This window comes from Intestinibacillus sp. Marseille-P6563, from assembly GCF_900604335.1.
Lineage (GTDB): Bacteria > Bacillota > Clostridia > Oscillospirales > Butyricicoccaceae > Butyricicoccus_B.
Genome location: NZ_UWOD01000002.1, coordinates 916742 through 935731 on the forward strand (window position 1 = coordinate 916742; position 18990 = coordinate 935731).

Sequence of the window (18990 nt, forward strand, 5' to 3'; positions counted from 1 at the left end):
AACCGCACGGTTTCGTGCGGTTTTTTTGTTAGGCCATGTGCAGGATGCTGCACAGCATATCGTCCATACGTCGGATGACTGCATCCCGCCCGGCGGGTTTTTCGCGGGTCATCCATTTTTTCATCACCCCGATGCAGCCCGCGGCCGCAAACCAGATGGAAAAATAGTCCTCCGGCTCACGCGGCGGACGCAGCAGGCAGCTGCATTCCTCCATCAGGTTCATCAGCTTTTGTTCAAAACTGCCCATGCTGCGGTCGCTCATCAGTGCATACGTTAGGTCGTGGTTTTCTTCCAGATAGGCGACCGACTGCTCGATCAGCGGCCGGATGGTGGTGGCGTCGGGGCCGGGCAGCGCGTGGGAGATCAGGTCGCGCAGCACATCCACAATTTCGTTTTCCACCTTTTCGCGCAGGTCGAACACATCCCGGTAATAGGCATAAAAGGTGCCCCGGTTGATGTCGGCCCGCCGCACTACATCGGTTACCGTGATGTTCTGAAATTCCTTCTCCTGCATCAGGCTGGCCAGCGCCTGCCGCAGCAGCTTTTTGGTCCGCCGGATCCGCTTGTCTTCTTGCATGACCCAACCTCCTTGACCTGTTAAAATTTTTCAAATAATGAACACTTATAGCTACATTTGTTCATTTTCGTACATCTGGACCATAATTGTATGTTGTGTATGGTTATTGGATGTAATATACTATATCACAGAAAAAAGATTTGCGCAACCGGCGATCTCACCGCTGGGCGCCAAGGCAGGTGTTTTGTTTGTGAAAAAAGAGGGGCGGCGTCCGGTCGAGCTGATCATCCGCAAGCGGAAGGTGATCGAAAAGCTCTTCCTGATCCTGTTTATCTTCAACCTGGCCTGCATTCCATTTGTAGGCGTCAACTATGACCTGACCAAATACCTTCCCGACTCTGCGCCTTCGGCGCAGGCGCTCGACATCATGGAGAAAGAATTCACCTATCCCGGCATGGGCCGTGTGATGCTCCAGGATGTCACGCTGCGGGAAGCCAAGGCGATCAAGGATCAGATTGCCAAGGTCGATGGGGTCGACATGGTCTTGTGGTGCGACACCACGACCAACATCTATGGTTCGAGTGAATTCATCGATTACAGCAACATCGAGGACTACTACAAGGACGGCGATGCCTATATGGACATCACCTTCCTGGAAAGCGACTCCTCCGACCGCACCCATGAAGCGGTGCATGAAATCCAGTCCATCATCGAGGGCAAGGGCATCATGGCCGGTTCGGCAGCGTCGGACACCATGCTTGGCCCGACCATCAATAGCGAGGTCGCGCGCGTCATGGCGCTGGCTGTTGTGGTCATCTTCCTTATTTTGATGATCACCACGACTTCCTGGTTTGAACCGGCCCTGTTTTTGCTGGTCATGGGCATTGCCATTGTCATCGGCATGGGCACCAACCTGTTTTTCGGGGAGATTTCGTTCATGTCCAATGCGGTCGGTGCGGTCTTGCAGCTGGCCTGCTCGATGGACTATTCCATCTTCCTGCTGCATTCGTTCACCCGCGAAAAAGCAAACGGCATCGAGCCCGAACAGGCCATGGCCAACGCTTTGCGGCAGGCCGTATCGTCCATCGGCGCTTCGGGCGCGACTACGGTGGTCGGCTTCCTTGCGCTGGCGGTCATGCGCTTCGGCATTGGTCCGGATATGGGCTTTGTGCTGGCCAAGAGCATCATTTGCAGCCTGCTCACCGTACTGCTGCTCATGCCGGCGCTCATCCTGCGGTTTCAGAACGTCATCGACCGCACGGCGCACCGGCCGTTTTTGCCGGGCTTCCGCAAGATGGGCGAATTTGCGTATAAAATCCGCATTCCGCTAACCGTTCTGGTGCTGCTGCTCGTCATTCCGTGCTATGTCGGCCAGGGCATGGCCGACTTTACCTACGGCAATGAGGCCATCACCAACTCGCCCGGCACGGACATCTACGAGAACGAAAACCTCATGAATGAAAAGTTCGGCCGCAGCAATATGATGCTGGCGCTGGTGCCCGTGGGCGACAATGTCACCGAAAAAGCCATGACCGAAGAATTGGATGCGCTGCCCTATACCCGGTATGTCATGGGCCTTGCCGACATGCTGCCGTCCGGCATCCCCGAAGAATTTTTGCCCGAAAGCCTGACCGGGCAGCTGCATTCGGAAAACTGGGCGCGCGTGATCGTCAATGTGCGTTCGGCGGGGGAAAGTACAGCAGCGTTCCAGTACACCGACGAAATCCGCGGCATTGTGGAAAAGTATTATCCCAACGATAAGACGTATGTGGTCGGTGTGACCCCGGCGACCGAGGACATCCGCGACATCATCACCGATGACTATGCGTTCGTCAACATTCTGTCGCTGCTCGGCGTCGCGCTCGTGGTCGTGATTACATACAAATCGCTGTTCCTGCCGCTCGTGGTGCTCATCCCCATCGAGTCGGCGGTGTTCATCAACACCGCGCTGCCGTATATCTACGGCCAGCGCACCATGTTCCTGGGCTTTATCATCGTATCGTGCGTCCAGCTCGGCGCGACGATCGACTACTCCATTTTGATGACCGGCAACTACCTCGACGCCCGCGCCCAAGGGGACAAAAAGGAAGCTGCCATCCGCACGGTCACCCAGAGCGCGCTGTCCATCCTGACCTCGGGCTTCATTCTGGCGGCGGCCGGCTATGGCCTGTACTTCCTGACCTCGATTGAGGCGGTGGGCAGTCTGGGCCGCCTGATTGGCCGCGGTGCTCTGCTGAGTATGTTTTTGGTACTGTTCATGCTGCCCGCTTGCCTGCTGGCCTTTGACCGCTTTATCATCAAGCCCGACCATGCTCAAAAGAAGCATGCACGCATGAACCGCATCCGACAGAATAAACTGACCTTCCCCACCCTGTCTGCCCTGCAAAAGCAGCGTCTTGCGCTGCGCGAGCAGATTCGGAAAAACCGCAAAGCCCGCCGGCAGGCGCTTTGGAACCGTCTGCGGGGCCATAAACCAAGCGAAAGTGAGGCGCAACAAGATGAAGACAAAAAGTAAATTCCTGCGCTGCACGGCCCTGGCCTTGACCGGTGTCCTTCTGGCGCCGCAGGCCGCGCCCCTGGCGCTGGCCGCAGCGCCCCAGCCTGCGACCGATGAGGCGGTCTATGTCAATCTGGACGAGTACGGTGCCTTGAGCGACATGCGCGTGGTTAAAAGCGTCACCTTAAACGGCGCGACCAGCCTGTCCGACTATGGCAGCTACTCCGAGGTCAACAACCTGACCTCGCACGACGAACCCCAGCTGCGCACCGACGGCGTGGACTTTACGTTAAATGATGTGACCGGTTCCCGGTTTTACTATGAATGCGTGCCCAGCGACCCGACAGCCCTGCAAATGCCGTGGACCTTCGACGTGTCCTATAAGCTGGACGGCGTGCCGGCCAAGGCCGAAGATCTGGCGGGTGTGTCCGGTCTGGTGGAGATCACCATTCATGCCATCCCCAACCCGGCTGCCGACGAATATTATCGCAACAACATGACGCTCATGGTTGCCACGGGTGCCAACATGGACGAAACCAAGTCGCTTGAAGCACCGGGCGCGCAGATCCAGTCGCTCGGCTCGTACAAATTCGCGGTGTTCCTCGGCCTGCCCGGTGAGGAAAACACCTACACGGTACGCATCGGCTCGGATGATTTTGAGTCCATGGGTGTTTATATGCTCATGGCGCCCGCCACCCTGTCCCAGTTGGATACCATCACCGACCTGCGCAATGCCCGCGATACGCTCAGCGGCGCGCACGACGACCTTTACAACGGGCTTTCGGCCATGCTCACCACCATGAGCGGTATGCAAAACGGCTTGCAGTCCATGACCGACGGCATTTCGGGCATCAATGAAGTGCGCCAGCAGCTCATCGCCTCGCGCGGCACCATTGATCCGGATATTGATGCCGCTCTGTCGCAGCTGGAACTGCTCGCCGGCAGTTCGGATGCCCTCATCCCGGAGCTGAACACCGCGCAGACCAATCTCAATACCTTCCATGCGGACATAACCGAAGTGCTCACCCAGCTTTCCGATTCCCGAGAGGACATCGACAGCTACAAGACCCTGCTGACCGACCTGCGAAATGATCTGTCCAGTTTGGAAGACTTGATGGAAGATCTGGATGAACAGGCATCAGATGACCTCTATCTCAGCCAAATCCAGTCGGCCCTCAAATCGCTGGGCACCGATGCCAACAATTTGTCCGACCAGCTCAGCGACCTGCGCAGCGCGCTGTCCAATCTGCGGCATGTGGAAACCATTCTGCAAGAAATCCTAAGTATTCTGCCCGAGGGCAGTCTGCTGAGTGAACCGATTTCCCGTCTGCTTTATACGCTCGCTCCGATTGCTAACGAAACCGGCAACACCTTCCAGGCCCTCGAAGACCTGTGCGGCAGCCTGCGCAAACTGACCGATGCTTCGGCATCGATGGTCGGCCAACTCGAGGACCTCAAGGAAGTACTGGACGATTATCGCGGCCTGGGCGGCGACATGGCTTCGCTCGGTCAGGAAGCGACCGAACTGGCCGAAAATTCCCTGACCCGTCTGGATGAGCTGCTTGCTCTGATCGAGCCGATTCAGGAAAACCTCAACAAAACCAACACCGATCTCAATGCTGCCATCCCCAAAATCACCGACACCGCAACTGCGCTCAATGACACGGTCAAAGCGGCCAACACGCTGCTGACCGACACGCGCGACACGCTGCGTTCGCTGCGCGATCAGGCGGATGCCAGCACCCAGCAATCACTCGATGGCCTGATCGATGTCATGCAGCGCGCGGCCAATTCGGGCAGCACAACAAACAGCCTGCAAACTGCGACCGATTCCATTCACAACACGATTTCGGATGAGGTCAACGACATCGAAGACGAGAGCAACATTCTGAACATCGACAATTCTCTGGCATTTCGTTCGTTCACCTCGGACCAGAACGCCTCGCCTTCCAGCTTGCAGTTTATCCTGCGCACCAGCGAGATTTCGGTCGATGAGATGGCCGAAGTCCAGGCCGCCGAAGCCGAAGAGACTGATGTCGGCGTCTGGGGCCGTATCGTGAACATTTTCAAAAAGATCGCTGCCGCCATTGCCAGCGTCTTTTAAACCGGCAAACAAAAACTGCCCGCGTGGTTTCCACGCGGGCGGTTTTGCTTTAATCCAAATGGTAGCGCCCTTTTTTGCGGGTGCCTTTTTTGTATTCGATGGCCCGAACCGGGCAGCGGTTGATGCAGGCCATGCAGTGGGTGCAGCCGCTGCCCCACACCGGCCGGCCATTTTGCATGCGGATGGCGTTTGTCGGACAGAGTGTCTGGCATTTGCCGCAGCCCGTGCAGGCATCGGTCGCATAAAAGCCCTTGGACGACACAAAGAACCGATAAAACATCTGATTGACCGGTCCGCTCTTCAGGCGGCCGGATGCTCCGGCGGGTACGGCGTCCAGCGCCTGCCGGTCGCGGATGCGCGCAGCCGCGGCATCGATCTGCGGCCCGGCGGCCTGTACCTTTTGGTCGATCTCGGACTGGTCGGGCACCGGGAACATCACCAGATAGTTGTCCGGCATCACAATAGGCGTCAGCCCCCGGAACGCCAGCCCCTTTTCCTGACACAGCAGCGCCACGTAAGACGCAGCCGCTCCGGCATCCTGTCCACAGGTGACGACAAAATAAACATCCCGGCTGCCGCGCATCCGCGCGGTGCGCAGATATTCTTCCACCACACGCGGGATGCGCCAGGCATAGATCGGGCAAACGATCACATAGGGCTTGTCCGAATTCCAGTCGCCCGGCTTGTGCTGCTTGATGGCATCGTTCAGGCTGAACAGCTCATCGTCCAGCGCTTTGGCCAGACGCTCTGCCACATAGCGGCTGTTGCCAGTTGCCGAAAAGTAACAAATCATAGGCGTCCCTCCGATTTTAAAGTCCGGCGCTCAGGGTCACGAACACCCCATAACACACCACCGGGACCACCGACAGCAGCGCCACCGGCAAAGCCGGACGCTTGCGCTGACCGGAGCCGGTGCGTGCGAGCAGGCTGGTCAGGACGAGCACGGCCGCGGCGCTGACCACGCCGGTCAGCAGCAGCAGACGGCCCTGGCCGTCGTAAACATAGAGATCATGGTTCCAGTATACCACATCGGCCACGACCAGGATGATAAAATTAAACATATTCGACCCGACAATGTTGCCGATCATAGCGTTGAAGTTGCCCACACGTGCCAGCACAAAGCAGGAGATCATTTCCGGGAGCGATGTGACGATGCCGAGCAGCAGCGCACCGGCCAGCGTCGTGCCAAGACCCAGGGTTTCGCCGATGTAGTCGGACGCATAGGTAATCAAAATAGACGCAATGACCAACAGCACGGCATAGCACGCAAAGCGCGCGGCCACCTGCCGCACCGACAGCGGGCTGATATCTTCCTTATCGCCCGTATCCTCGTCGCCGGACATCATCTTGATGCTCACCGCGTACAGCACCGCAATAACCAGCGAAATGGCGCTTACGCCAATCAGCAGCAGGCTGCGGCCCCACAGACAGGTCACGCCCAAAATAAGATACACGGCCAGTACGCACACGGCAGTCGTCACATGGCTGCGCGTCACGCGCGCGGCCATCAGGCCGCGGAACCAGACCAGAAATACCAGGCCGAGCACAAAGGCATTGAACAAATCACTGCCCAAAATATTGCCCACCACCAGGGCCGGTTTGCCAACCGCAGCCACCGAGGTGATGGACGTAAACAATTCCGGCAGCGACGTGACCGCTGCCAGCATCACGCCGCCGATGAAGGCCGAGGCCAACGTTGTTTTCTGGTCGAGCAGGTCGACATAATGGCCCAGCCGGGCCGAAAAGAAAATCACACACAAAGCCAGCAAAAGATATGCGGCAAAAATCCACATAGGGATGGTTCCTCCTTTTATTTGGTTTGCAGCCGTTTGCCCTGAAAGCTGTCCCGCCGGACAAGCTCCTGGTCGATGGCATTGAGCACTTCCCGTTTGCGGCGGCTCCACTGGGGCGCCAGCAGCAACTCCGCTGGACCGTCGCCAGTCAGGCGACCGATGACCATGCGGCCGGGCAGCACTTCGAGCTGGTCGCACACGGTCCCAACATATTCTTCCTGCGACATGGCCAGATGGGTAAGCCCTGCCAGCCGGGTGCCGCGCAGATAATGCAGCAAATGAATCTTAACCCCCTGCACGTCCATCTGGCCTAGGGTTGCAGCCGACTGCACCATCATCTTGCGCGTTTCGCCGGGCAGGCCGTTGATCAGATGCGCCCAGACCGCAATGCCCTTTTTGCGCAGCAGCTTCACGGCGCGGGTGAAATCCGCGAAGGTTTCGCCCCGGCCCATGGCCTGCGACGTGCGGTCGTAGATAGTCTGCAAGCCGAGTTCGACGGTCAGGTCGGTCTTTTGCGCATAAGATGAAAGCAGGGCGGCACGTGCCTCGTCGATGCAGTCGGCGCGGGTCGCCACCGCCAGCCCGACCGCGCCGGGCAGCTGGAGTGCTTGGTCATACACTTCCCGCAGTCGCTCGATGGGTGCATAGGTGCCTGAAAACGCCTGCAAATACGGGATATAGCGGGCGTCCCGCCATTTTTGCAGCTTGGCGATGCCAGCCGCATACTGGGCAGGCAAATCCATGCCGCCCACGACCTGGTCGCCGCTGCCGCGCGGGGAACAAAAGGCACAGCCTCCTGTGCCCTTGGTCCCGTCGCGGTTGGGGCAGGTAAAGCCCGCATCGAGCGGCACGCGTGCCACCCGTCCGCCATATTTCTGTTTTAAAAAGTACGCATAGGTATGATACCGCTTGTTGTCCGCGGTATAGGGAAAGGGGTTCACGGCCGATGCGCTGGACGGCGGCGGTCCATGAACTGCGGCAGGCGGCGGCGCGCCTCCAGCCGGTAAATCCGATAGCCCTGCTGCGAGAATTTTTCCTCGTATTCGGTCATGATATTCTCGGCCGCGAGGTCGGAGTGATGCAAATCGAGCGAAATGTTCTGCACCAGCCAGCCGTATTCGCAGATGGACGAAATCGACCACTCGAATAAACGCTGGTTGTCGGTCTTAAAGCAGATGTCGCCCGTCTGCTCCAAGATCTGGTTGTAGACATCCAGATAGTCGGCATGGGTCAGACGGCGGCGGCGCTGCCGGTTGGGCGGCCACGGGTCGGAGAAATTGAGATAAATCCGGCTGACTTCGCCGGCGTCAAAAATCTCGCCCAGAGCGGCGGCGTCAAAGCTCAAAAACCGCAGATTGGGCAGGTTTTCGTGCATGGCCCGCTCGGTGGCCATGATGAGCGCCCCTTCTTCGCGCTCGATGGCGACAAAGTTTACATCGAGATGCCGCTTGGCCATCTCCAAAATAAAACGGCCCTTGCCGCAGCCGATCTCCAGATGGATGGGGTTTTGATTGCCGAACAGCGCGCGCCACTGGCCACGCTGCGCGGCCGGATCGTCCACCATCACGGCCGCACAGGCCGCCAGGCGGGTGTCCAAATTCTTCTTTTTTCGCATGCGCATGGATGCGTTTCCTCTCTTTCTGAACAGTCCATTCTTGTACTATTATAGCCAACCCGATGGGGCGCTGCAAGTAGCTTTTGCCGTTCGGCGCCCCGTGCAGCGGCAGCTTGTCCGGCGATTTGCCCGCCGCCGACTTTCTTTGTGCAAAAAGACCGATTTCCACTTTTTTTCTCTTTTTAAATCAGCATATTTGACAAATGCCCCTTTGGCTTTTATAATGGTAAAGGCATTGTTATAAATCCACATCCCGGAGGTTTTCCCCATGTTTGAACGTACCAGCGGCATCCTGATGCACATTACATCCCTGCCTTCGCCGCACGGCATCGGCACGCTTGGCAACGCCGCCTATGATTTTGTTGATTTTCTGGAAGCGGCCGGCCAGCGTTATTGGCAGGTGCTCCCCTTAGGCCATACCGGCTTTGGCGATTCGCCCTACCAGTGTTTTTCCGCGGCTGCGGGCAATTATCTGCTCATCGACCTGGACACCCTGGTCAAGGATGGCCTGCTGACCGAAGCCGAAGTGCGGGCGGCTGAATTCAAGCACACGCCTGACAAGGTTGATTATATTTCGCTTGCTGAAACCCGTCCGTCGCTTTTGCGCCGCGCCTTTGCGCGGGTGGACGAGGAGATGCAGAAAAAGATCTCCTTGTTCCGCCGCAAAAACCGCGACTGGATCGAAGATTACGCGCTGTTCATGGCGCTCAAAGAAGAAAAATACGAAGGCCGTGCGCTGTGGGACTGGCCGGAAAAGGACGTGCGCAGCCGCCAGCCGGCCGCGCTGCGCCGCGCCAAGGCCGAACTGAAAGATGAGATCGATTTCCGTGTGCTCCTGCAATACCTGTTTTTCGAGCAGTGGACCGCCCTGCGCACCTATGCCAACGAACACGGCGTGCAGATCATTGGCGACATCCCGATTTATGTGTCGCCCGACTCGTCCGACGTGTGGCAGCATCCCGAGCTGTTCAAGCTCAAGCCCGATTTCAGCCCCAAGAAGGTCGCGGGTGTCCCGCCCGATTATTATTCGGAAACCGGCCAACTTTGGGGCAACCCGGTCTATGACTGGAAGGCCCACGAAGAAAGCGGCTTCCAGTGGTGGATCTGGCGCATGAAGAGCAATATGGCACTGTTTGACGTCATCCGCATCGACCATTTCCGCGGTCTGGAATCCTATTGGGAGGTTACGGCCGGGGCCGAAAACGCCATCAAGGGCCGCTGGTGCAAGGGGCCGGGCATGAAGCTGTTAAACGCCTTGGAAGCCGCACTCGGCAAGCTGCCGGTGGTCGCCGAAGATTTGGGCATCATCACCGACAAGGTACGCGCCCTGCTGGACGAAAGCGGGTTCCCGGGCATGAAAGTCCTGATTTTTGCCTTTGATGTCTGGAACGACAACGAGCATCTGCCCCACAACTACAAGCCCAATATGATCGTATATACCTCCACCCACGACAGTCAGAGCGTGTGCGAACAGGTCATGGACATCTGCAACGAGGACGAAAAGCAGTTCGCCTATCGCTATCTGCGCTCGTCCACCAGCGAAGCGCTCGGTTGGAGCGCCATCAAGAGCGTGTGGGCGTCGTGTGCCAACATCACCATGACCACCATGCAGGATGTGCTCAGTCTGGGCGCTGATGCACGCATGAATGTCCCGTCCACTGTGGGCGGCAACTGGTCTTGGCGCGTGCGCAAGGAAGGCATCAACCGCGAAGTGGCCCGCATGCTGCGCGAAATCACCGAAACCTACAAGCGGTATCGACCCTATCAGCCGCCCAAGCGGCCCAAGCCCCGCAAGGCGCCCGAAGCTTCCGAAACCGCCGAAGTTTCCGAAGCAGCAGCCCAAGACTAATTTTCCCCTGTTTTCTCGAAAGGACGTTTTTTACCCATGAAGTATACCACCGCCATTTTTGATTTGGACGGCACCCTGCTCAACACCCTGGGCGACCTGACCGATGCAGTCAACGCCGCGATCGAACCGCGCGGCCTGCCGCCGGTCACTGAGACCCAGGTACGTGACCGCGTGGGCAACGGTATCCGCAAGCTGATCGAGCGCACTCTGCCCGAAGGCACAGCAGACGCCGACATCGACGCCTGCCTGGAGGTGTTCCGCGCCTACTACAACGAACACCTCATGCACCGCACCCATCCCTATGATGGGATTTTGGATGTGCTGACCGCGCTTAAAGATGCCGGTATGCGCATCGCGGTGCTGTCCAACAAATATGACCCGGCCGCCAAGGCGCTCATCCGCCACTTTTTCCCCCGGCTGGTCGATCTGACCTTTGGCGAGCGTCCGGATGTGCCGCGCAAGCCCGATCCGACCTCCTGTCAGGAAATCCTCACCAGCCTGGGCGCCCAGCCCGAACAGACTATCTACATCGGCGACAGCGCGGTGGATATGCAGACCGCCCAAAATGCCGGTCTGGATTCGATCGGCGTGACCTGGGGCTTCCGCAGCCGCGCCGTATTGACCGAAGCGGGTGCCGGACAGCTGATCGACCGACCGTATGAACTGGTATCCCTGCTGCTCGGACCCGATGTCGAAGCGCTGCGAAAAGCGTTCACCGGCCACGGGTTTGCGTTCTCCTACTTTGATGCCAAGGAGCAGGCGGTGGCCTATCTGGCGCAGGCCTGCGCAGGCAAGCGTGTGGGCTTTGGCGGGTCGATGACACTCGAGGAAATGGGCGCGTATGAAGCCCTGTCCGAGCAGGCTGACGTGCACTGGCACTGGAAGGGCGAGCCGCCGTGTGTGGATGCCGAAGTGTTCCTGACCTCGGCCAACGGTCTGGCCGCCACCGGCGAAGTGGTCAACATCGACGGCGCGTCCAACCGCGTGGCCGCGTCGCTCTATGGCGCCAAGACCTGTTTCCAGGTGTGCGGTCTGAACAAGCTTGCACCCACGCTGGAAGCGGCCGTCGAACGTGCGCGCAACATCGCCGCGCCGCGCAACGCGCAGCGGCTCGGGCGCAAGACCCCCTGCGTGATGGACGGCAAATGCCACGACTGCCGCAGCCCGGAACGCATCTGTTGCAGCCTGGTGGTGCACCTGGCGCCGCCCCTGTCGTTCGAGCGGTATGAAATCGTGCTGATCGGCGAAATTTTGGGATATTAAACCCGCCGCAACCACTGGTTGCGGGGATTTCCAGCCCGGCTTGGTAGCATTCCGGCCGGGCTTTTGCTATCCTGAGGGTATCCCAAAGGAGGTTTTTCGATGACAACACTTGGAAGTAAACTATCCGCTCTGCGGCGGGCACGCGGCCTGTCGCAGGAACAACTTGCCGAAGCCATCGGCGTATCCCGGCAAGCGGTCAGCAAATGGGAACTGGATGCCGCAGCGCCCGAAATCGACAAAATCAAATCCCTTGCCGACTTCTATGGCGTGACCACCGACTATCTGCTGCGCACGGATGCCGAGGCCCCTCCGGCACCGACGCAGCCATCCAACTCCCGGCAGTCCAGTCCCATCCCCTCGCTCGGCGTATCCCTCACCGGCTGCGCGGTCGGTCTGCTGCTGCAATACCACGGGCGCTTTATTTCCGCCAGCGAATGGCCGTCGCTCGTCGGCGTCATTTTGCAGATCGTCTGCTTTGCCTGCGGGCTGACCTGCTTCGTGCAGCTTCGACATACGAGCCCCACCGTGGGCGAACGCTTCCTGCGGCTTTTTCTGCGCCTGTCGGTCTGGCTGGTCCTGCCGCTGCCGTGTATGGCCGGCATGCGACTGCTGGTTTCGTTTTACCCGCGGCCGTATTGGGCACTGGTTCCGGTTGCCGCCGGATTTGTTTTGTACCTGCTGCTTTGCGGCCTGGTGACTGCCTGGACACTGCGGAAAAAGACCATGTAAAAAAAATCGAAAATTTCTGAAAATAATGCTTGACTCCCCTGCATCTGCCTGCTATAATAAATATCGTTCCGAGCGAACAAAAAGACATGCGGATGTAGCTCATCTGGTAGAGCGCCACCTTGCCAAGGTGGAGGTAGCGAGTTCGAGCCTCGTCATCCGCTCCAGAAAAAACCTCTATCTTCGGATAGAGGTTTTTTGTTTTTCCGTCGAACCGAAAAAGGAGGGCGTATGCCCTCCTTTTCTTATCTTCCGGTCATCTTACGGAAACGGTACTTGTCCGCCTTGAGCGGTTTCTTATCTTTCTTTTGCCCTTCGTATTTATCGAACGCCTTGACGATCTGCCCGACCAGCTTATGGCGGATGACATCCCGGCTGTTGAGCCGCACGACGCCGATGCCCTCAATGTCGCTGAGCAGTTCGGCGCACTTGGCCAGGCCGGATTCGGTGCCGTCCGGCAGGTCGATCTGGGTGATGTCGCCGGTCAGAATCATGCGCGAGCCCTCGCCCAGGCGGGTCAAAATCAGCTTGTGCGACATGAGCGTCATGTTCTGGCATTCGTCGATCAGGCAGCCGGCATTTTTGAGCGTTCGACCGCGCATATAGGCTAGGGGCGCAATTTCGATCGTGCGGTTTTCGATGTACCGCTGCACGGTATCATGCCCCAGCAGTTCGTCTAGCGCGTCATACAGCGGTCGCAGATAGGGGTCGACCTTGTTTTGCAGGTCGCCCGGCAGAAAGCCCAGCTTTTCCCCGGCTTCCACGGCCGGACGACACATCACGATACGCTCGATCTCCTTGCGCTTGAGCATGCCCACCACGGCGGCAACCGCCAGATAGGTCTTGCCCGTACCCGCCGGACCAATGCAGATGGTGACCGTATTTTTCCGAATGGCGTCTACATATTTGCGCTGACCGATGGTGCGGCATTTGATGGGCGCGCCGTTGTGCGCAATGGCGATGGTGTCCTGCATGGCAGCCACCATGGCGTCGCCCTGCCCTTCCCGCACCAGTTCAATGGCGCGCGATACGGCAAAATCATTGAGCGTTTCGCCGTTCTTGTGCATTTTTTCCAAGGTGCGCAGCGTATCGAGCGCCAAGCGCACGTTGGCTTCCTCCCCGCTGACCTCCACAAAGCCTCCACGGGTGGAAACACTGACCGATAACGCCGTTTCAATCGCGGCGATATTCGTATCGCCCACGCCGAACAAATCCTGCATGACCGATACGTCCAGGGATACTTTTTCACTATGCAAATGGGTCGTCCTCCTCCGACAACACGGCATCTGTGTTTTTTTCTTTATTCTATCATGCCGCCCCGGTAAAAACAAGCGGCTTAATCCTCCGGCGGCTCTTCGGTTTGCTTTTCCGGCAAAACCGCCCCGTCTTCGGAAATCTCGCGAGCAATGTCCTCGGTACAGGTGGCATGGACGGTGACGACCAGCCCGCCGTCCCGCTCCTCGGCTTCGCTGTACCAGGAATCGATCGTGCCATCCACCATATTGGCCTGTATGCGCGCCAGCGCGTCCTGCTCCATCTGGGCGCGTAATTCTTCGGTGTCCAGCTGCGTTTCGGCAGCGTCATAATAGGTGTAGTCCTGCCGCACGAGCGCGACCGGGAACACGGTGCCCTTTCCAAACGCCAGCCGGTGGATACTGACCGCCTTGTCGCACTCGCCGACCGAAATGCCGCTTCCAAAGTACAAATTGATGCGAAAATCCCCCACCACCAGGGCAAACTGGGTCTTGGTCTTGCCGGTATACTGCTTTTCCGTGGTGGTCAGCGGCTGGACCGAGGTTTCAATGCGCTTGGTTTGTGCCAGGATTTTGGCCGCGCCGTGGCCGATGTGCCCGAGCCCCTGCTCGGTGGTCGGCGGTGTGACGGCGGACACCAGCGGCTGCCCGGTCGTGACCACATCGCCGGTTTCCACCAGCGGATGACCGCCGAGCACCTGCATCTCGACGATCTGCCCATCGCGGGACGCGACCACGCCAGTCACCGCCTTGTCATCGAGCACCTTGGGGCGTTCCTCGCCGCCAAAGGCCTCCACGGTGAGCACATTGCCAATGCGGCTGACCGTCACAAAATCGACCGTGTCCTGCATCTGTACCCGCACATATTCCCGGATGGCGGTTTCGTCCACGGACGCAATGGGCACGCCCGCATAGGCGCCCGCGTCGCACAAGACCTGCCGCAACCGATAGGTCGAAATGCCCGGCTGGGCATGAATTTCGATGACCCAGATAAACTGGGTCAGGGCCAAGAACAACAGGATAAGCGCGGCCAGACCGCCAAACAGCACATACCGCCGGCGCAGGCGGTGGACCACAAACGGCGCGCCGCGGCGGCTCAAAATGTGCACCCGGCAGCCGGTGCGGCCCATCAGGCCGCGCAGGCGCTTGAAATCGCGCACCGGCACGGTCGCATGCAGTTCGCCAAAATCCACCCGCCGGGTGCGCCGCAGCCGGATGCCGCTGCGCGCGCACAGATTGAGGAACCGCTCCACCGAAGCGCCGCGCACCTGGATGCGCACTTCGCCCGCCAGCAGGTCCAATGTTTTGCCTACCATGTGCCCTCCCCCTCAGCCGTTCCGGCGGATGTATTCCAGCGTGTGGATCTTGCCTTCGATGGTCAGTTCATGAAGGGTTAGGACGCATAGATCCATATTTTCCCCCGCAATGCACAATTCCATACCCCCCAGCGCCACCCGCATGACCGTATCGCTGTATTCCAAAATGCCGTTGTGGTTTTCAATCAAGACCCGCCGGTCGCCGACGACCTCCACATGCGGCAGCTTGGGATTGAGGTCTTCGGCCAGGAAGTTACCCCGCATTTTTTCCATCCATTCGCCCATGCGTTCGCCTCCCTTCTCACAAACCTATGCGGCAACAGCCGGTGATATGCCGCCGCCTGCCTGCATACAGTGAACCGACGGGAGGGATGCGCATGAAACACCAAAAGATACCAGCGGCGGCCGCGCTTTTGTTCTTTGCCGCGCTGATTTTCGGGGCCGATGCGGCCCGTGAAGGGGCCAAATACGGCTTGTCGCTCGCGTTTGGCACGGCCATCCCGGCCTTGTTTCCGTTCTTTGTGGCCAGTTCGCTGCTCAGCCAGACCGGCGTGCTGGCCGCGCTTGGCCGCGCCTGTGCACGGCCCATGTGGCGGCTGTATGGCCTGCCCGGCGACGCGGCCGGGGCGCTGGTGCTAGGGCTGACCGGCGGATATCCGGTCGGCGCGGCGGCAGTCGCCGACCTGCACCGGGACGGCCGTCTGGATACCTCCCAGGCCAGCCGTCTACTCGGTTTCTGCAACAACACCGGCCCGGCCTTTATTGTGGGCGTCTGCGGCGCCGGGGTGCTGGGCTCGGTGACCACCGGGCTGCTGCTCTATGCCATCCACATCGCGGCGGCGCTGCTGGTCGGTCTCATCATGACCCATCCGGGCCACGGCCCGGCGCCGGTCAAACGGTCCCAGCCGCGCGGGTCGGTCCCCTTTTCGCAGGCCCTGGTCACGGCCTGCGAAAAAGCCGCGCACACCAGCATCCAGGTCGCGGCCTTTTTGACCCTATTTGCTGCCTTGGCCGCCCTGGCCGAACAAAGCGGCCTGCTCACTGGTTTGGCCCAGCTGCTGGCCCCTGTGTGCACGCTGGTCGGGATGCCGGAGGAAGCTGTCTGGCCGCTCCTCTACGGTGCGCTCGAACTGACGCGGGGGCTGGCCGTGCTGCCCGAAGCGGCGCTGGACAGCCATTTTGTATTGCCGGTCGCGAGTGCCCTGCTGGCCTTTGGCGGTCTGTCGGTCTGGTGCCAGTCGATGAGCGTCATCGCCGGGACCCGGTTGTCGCTCACCCGACTGGCCTTGGGCAAGGTGCTACACGCATTGTTTGCGGCTGCACTCGCGGTCTTGTGCGGGGCTGCTATGCCCCATGTGGTACCCGCTTTTGCCCCCTTGGAAATCCAGCTTCCGACCGTGCCTGTATGGGGACGTTGGGCGCTATTTGTCATGATTTTGTTAACAATCACCTATGGAAAACACCGCCGCCATACGGTATAATGAAACTGTTCCTTGTAAACACCCGTGAGCGCAGGCCGATGACCCTGGGCTCACTTTTCTTCACCATGGAGGCTTTGCCATGTTTCGAAATAAATTGTTCCGGCGGGATATCGAGCCGCGTTGCGCCTATTGTACGCGCGCCAATGTGCTCGATGAATCGCGCATGACCTGCCGCAAACGCGGCATCGTGCCCGCCAGCGGCAGCTGCCGCTCGTTCCGCTATGACCCCATCCGGCGCATCCCGCCCAAGCCGGCTGTGCTGCGCACCAACTTTTCCGACGCTGATTTCCATTTGGAGGAATATGATGAAACGTAACCCCACCCGCCAGTGGGTTGTGGCCCTTTTGGCGATTTTTGTATTTGTCTGCTATCTCGTGCCAGGTGCTTCGGCCCTGATCGACCCCAATCCCCAGGCCGAAGCCGCTTTTTTGGCTGACCCGGAAAGCGGATTTGTCCTGTATGAAAAGAACGCCGACCAAAAACAGTATCCCGCATCGACCACCAAGATTATGACCGCCCTGCTGGTTCTCGAAAATGTGGACGACCTGGATGCGCTGGTGGAAGTAACCGAAGAGGATTTTAAGGGCGTCGAAGCCGACACCTCTCAGGCGGGCTTCATGGTAGGCGAGCAAATCCCGGTGATCGACCTGCTGTATGGCCTGATGCTGCCGTCCGGTAACGAAGCGGCCAATACGCTCGCGCGCTATGTCGGCGGCTCAGTGGACGAGTTCGTCCAGATGATGAACGACCGCGCCGAAGAACTGGGCTGCAAAAACACCCATTTCGCCAATCCGAACGGCCTACATGACGATAACCACTACACCACGGCCCGCGATCTGTATACGATCACACGCCAGGCTATGAAAGACGAAACCTTCCAGGATATTGCCAGCACCGCTCAAAAAACCCTGAGCGAGACCAATATGACCCCGCAGCGCGGCAAGGCGCTCAAGGTCTATACGACCAATATGCTCATTTACAGCCGCAACCAGCCCGAATATTATGCCTATGCGACCGGCATTAAGACCGGCCACACATCCCAGGCCGGGTATTGTCTGGTTGCCTCGGCCAAAAAGGGCAGCGGCAGCCTGATTTCGGTCATGCTTGGCTGCGAAAAGCCCCAGGGCGCGACCCAGCCGGTTACATTCAGCGAAACCAAGAACCTCTTTGAGTGGGGTTTTGAAAACTTTGAAAGCAAGGAACTGGTCGCCGAAGGAGAAACAATCGAGCAGATTGAAGTCCGCCTGTCCACCGAAGAGGATAAACTGGTGCTGGTGACCGACGGCAGCTTGTCGGGTACCGTCCCCTCGGACATTGACCTGACCCAGGTGGAGCGCACCATTGATGTCCCGAAGTCGGTAGATGCTCCCATCGAAGCCGGCCAGAAGATCGGCACCCTGAGCATCAGCTACAATGGCGTAGATTATGGCACCGTCAATCTGGTGGCGCTCAGCGATGTGTCCCGCTCGGAAGTACTGTACTATGCCGATAAGATCGAGCACTTTTTCCAAAGCACGGTCTTTAAAATTCTAGTGCTAGTCATCATTCTGCTGTTCTTCGTGTATTTTACCCTTCTCGTCCTGCGTTCGCGCCGCAAGAAAAAGCGTCGGCAGCAGATGATGAAATCCAAACAAGCTCGTTACCGCGAATACGATAAACGCGACCGACGCGATTAAAAAAAGCATGGCTCCTTTGGAGCCATGCTTTTTTTATGCGTGCAAAATCAGTGCTTTGACCAGCGTACTGACGCCGCCCAAAATAAAAATCCAAATGATGAATTTGCGGATGTTGCTTTCGCCGATATGCTTGTCGATCTGGCTGCCGACAAACATGCCGCAGGCCGCCGCCGGAATCGTAACAGCGGTGATCTGCAAAGTAAAGATGGTAAACACGCCGGTAACGATATAAACGATCGTGCGCACGAAGTTTTCCACCAGGAAAACAAAGCAGGTGTTGGCGCGGAAAGCATGCCGGTCGGTCGACGAGCGTTCCAAATAAATGACAAACAGCAGGTTGATGCCAAAGAGCCCTGCCGTCACGCCGGACAAAAAGCACATAATTGCTTTGATGACCGGATTGGGCTGAAATTTCTTGGACTTGTCGCGGGTCAGCATCTCTACGCCCAGCCCGATGATGAGGATACCCAGAATGACCTTGATGATCCAAGGCGCGCCCAGTTTAAGCAGCAGCGTACCGGGGATGATACCCAGCAGCACCCACAAAGCGATGGATGCCACGATCTTAAAACAGAAATTCTTTCGGTTTTTGAGAACGATATAGGCATTTAAAATCAGCGAAACCGGCAGCAAACCGGGTGTAATATCGCGGTTATCCAACTTTAATGCCAGCAGCGGATTGGAGATCAGCGGATCGCCAAAACCGGCCAAACCTTTGACCACAAAGGCACAGGCCACGATGATAAAAATATAACATCCCAGTGAAAATGTCATAGTCATAATGTTGCCCCCTATCCAATCTTATCATAGCACACCCTTCCAAGGATGGCATTGCTTTTCTTGCGCTTTTTTTGTACTTTTGTGCAAAAAGGCCCCTGGCCGAATGACCGGGGCCTTTTG

The 18990-nt window shown here is 58.4% G+C and carries 17 protein-coding genes and 1 tRNA gene; 9 read left to right on the forward strand and 9 right to left on the reverse strand.

Annotation, left to right across the window (positions count from 1 at the left end; translation table 11 throughout):
• Positions 1 to 28: 28 nt before the first annotated feature.
• Positions 29 to 577, reverse strand: coding sequence for a TetR/AcrR family transcriptional regulator (locus EFB11_RS12600; RefSeq protein ID WP_122790547.1), 549 nt, complete (start codon positions 575 to 577; stop codon positions 29 to 31).
• A 190-nt stretch (positions 578 to 767) separates the two neighbouring features.
• Between EFB11_RS12600 and EFB11_RS12605 the strand changes: the two genes are divergently transcribed.
• Together EFB11_RS12605 and EFB11_RS12610 are read left to right on the forward strand one after the other, a co-directional pair.
• The gene (locus EFB11_RS12605) at positions 768 to 3032 is read left to right on the forward strand and encodes an efflux RND transporter permease subunit (protein ID WP_243115233.1); all 2265 of its coding nucleotides are present in this window, start codon (positions 768 to 770) and stop codon (positions 3030 to 3032) included.
• Positions 3016 to 5118: a hypothetical protein gene (locus EFB11_RS12610; RefSeq protein WP_122790549.1), complete on the forward strand. Its 2103-nt coding sequence runs from the start codon at positions 3016 to 3018 to the stop codon at positions 5116 to 5118. The genes EFB11_RS12605 and EFB11_RS12610 overlap by 17 nt, the downstream gene beginning before the upstream one ends.
• A gap of 49 nt (positions 5119 to 5167) precedes the next feature.
• Here the strand turns inward: EFB11_RS12610 and EFB11_RS12615 are convergent, their stop codons facing one another.
• From EFB11_RS12615 to trmB, 4 genes are read right to left on the reverse strand one after another with little or no spacing between them, the layout of a single operon-like run.
• Complete coding sequence (locus EFB11_RS12615; protein WP_122790550.1) at positions 5168 to 5911, reverse strand: EFR1 family ferrodoxin; 744 nt, start codon at positions 5909 to 5911, stop codon at positions 5168 to 5170.
• A 16-nt stretch (positions 5912 to 5927) separates the two neighbouring features.
• Positions 5928 to 6911 (reverse strand): sodium:calcium antiporter, encoded by a 984-nt coding sequence (locus tag EFB11_RS12620; protein WP_122790551.1) that lies wholly within the window; start codon positions 6909 to 6911, stop codon positions 5928 to 5930.
• 17 nt (positions 6912 to 6928) lie between these two features.
• The gene (locus EFB11_RS12625) at positions 6929 to 7852 is read right to left on the reverse strand and encodes a TIGR01212 family radical SAM protein (RefSeq protein ID WP_122790552.1); all 924 of its coding nucleotides are present in this window, start codon (positions 7850 to 7852) and stop codon (positions 6929 to 6931) included.
• The gene (gene trmB / locus EFB11_RS12630) at positions 7849 to 8532 is read right to left on the reverse strand and encodes a tRNA (guanosine(46)-N7)-methyltransferase TrmB (protein WP_122790553.1); all 684 of its coding nucleotides are present in this window, start codon (positions 8530 to 8532) and stop codon (positions 7849 to 7851) included. Before trmB ends, EFB11_RS12625 begins: the two co-directional genes overlap by 4 nt.
• Positions 8533 to 8794: 262 nt before the next feature.
• On the opposite strand from trmB, the gene malQ reads away from it, so the two are divergent.
• From malQ to EFB11_RS12655, 4 genes are all read left to right on the forward strand, one after another.
• Complete coding sequence (gene malQ, locus EFB11_RS12635) at positions 8795 to 10375, forward strand: 4-alpha-glucanotransferase (protein WP_122790554.1); 1581 nt, start codon at positions 8795 to 8797, stop codon at positions 10373 to 10375.
• Between the two features lie 36 nt (positions 10376 to 10411).
• Positions 10412 to 11638 (forward strand): HAD-IIIA family hydrolase, encoded by a 1227-nt coding sequence (locus tag EFB11_RS17045; protein ID WP_206424188.1) that lies wholly within the window; start codon positions 10412 to 10414, stop codon positions 11636 to 11638.
• A gap of 99 nt (positions 11639 to 11737) precedes the next feature.
• Positions 11738 to 12367, forward strand: a complete 630-nt coding sequence (locus tag EFB11_RS12650) for a helix-turn-helix domain-containing protein (RefSeq protein ID WP_122790555.1) — start codon at positions 11738 to 11740, stop codon at positions 12365 to 12367.
• An 88-nt stretch (positions 12368 to 12455) separates the two neighbouring features.
• Positions 12456 to 12531, forward strand: a tRNA-Gly gene (locus tag EFB11_RS12655).
• Positions 12532 to 12609: 78 nt separating this feature from the next.
• On the opposite strand, the gene EFB11_RS12660 is transcribed toward EFB11_RS12655, so the two are convergent.
• The 3 genes from EFB11_RS12660 to EFB11_RS12670 form a co-directional block, all read right to left on the reverse strand.
• Complete coding sequence (locus EFB11_RS12660) at positions 12610 to 13620, reverse strand: PhoH family protein (protein WP_243115234.1); 1011 nt, start codon at positions 13618 to 13620, stop codon at positions 12610 to 12612.
• An 80-nt stretch (positions 13621 to 13700) separates the two neighbouring features.
• Positions 13701 to 14933 (reverse strand): sporulation protein YqfD, encoded by a 1233-nt coding sequence (locus EFB11_RS12665; protein ID WP_122790557.1) that lies wholly within the window; start codon positions 14931 to 14933, stop codon positions 13701 to 13703.
• A gap of 12 nt (positions 14934 to 14945) precedes the next feature.
• Positions 14946 to 15218 carry a YabP/YqfC family sporulation protein gene (locus tag EFB11_RS12670; protein ID WP_122790558.1) on the reverse strand — a complete coding sequence of 91 codons (273 nt, stop codon included), beginning with the start codon at positions 15216 to 15218 and terminating at the stop codon, positions 14946 to 14948.
• Positions 15219 to 15310: 92 nt separating this feature from the next.
• Between EFB11_RS12670 and EFB11_RS12675 the strand changes: the two genes are divergently transcribed.
• The 3 genes from EFB11_RS12675 to EFB11_RS12685 all read left to right on the forward strand — a co-directional run bounded on the left by EFB11_RS12675 (position 15311) and on the right by EFB11_RS12685 (position 18090).
• A complete protein-coding gene (locus tag EFB11_RS12675; protein WP_164706766.1) occupies positions 15311 to 16414 on the forward strand; it encodes a nucleoside recognition domain-containing protein in 1104 nt (367 codons plus the stop codon).
• A gap of 79 nt (positions 16415 to 16493) precedes the next feature.
• A complete protein-coding gene (locus EFB11_RS12680; protein WP_122790560.1) occupies positions 16494 to 16730 on the forward strand; it encodes a hypothetical protein in 237 nt (78 codons plus the stop codon).
• Positions 16720 to 18090 carry a D-alanyl-D-alanine carboxypeptidase family protein gene (locus tag EFB11_RS12685; protein ID WP_164706767.1) on the forward strand — a complete coding sequence of 457 codons (1371 nt, stop codon included), beginning with the start codon at positions 16720 to 16722 and terminating at the stop codon, positions 18088 to 18090. Before EFB11_RS12680 ends, EFB11_RS12685 begins: the two co-directional genes overlap by 11 nt.
• A gap of 33 nt (positions 18091 to 18123) precedes the next feature.
• On the opposite strand, the gene EFB11_RS12690 is transcribed toward EFB11_RS12685, so the two are convergent.
• Positions 18124 to 18870, reverse strand: coding sequence for a sulfite exporter TauE/SafE family protein (locus EFB11_RS12690; RefSeq protein ID WP_206424189.1), 747 nt, complete (start codon positions 18868 to 18870; stop codon positions 18124 to 18126).
• Between the last annotated feature and the right edge of the window lie 120 nt (positions 18871 to 18990).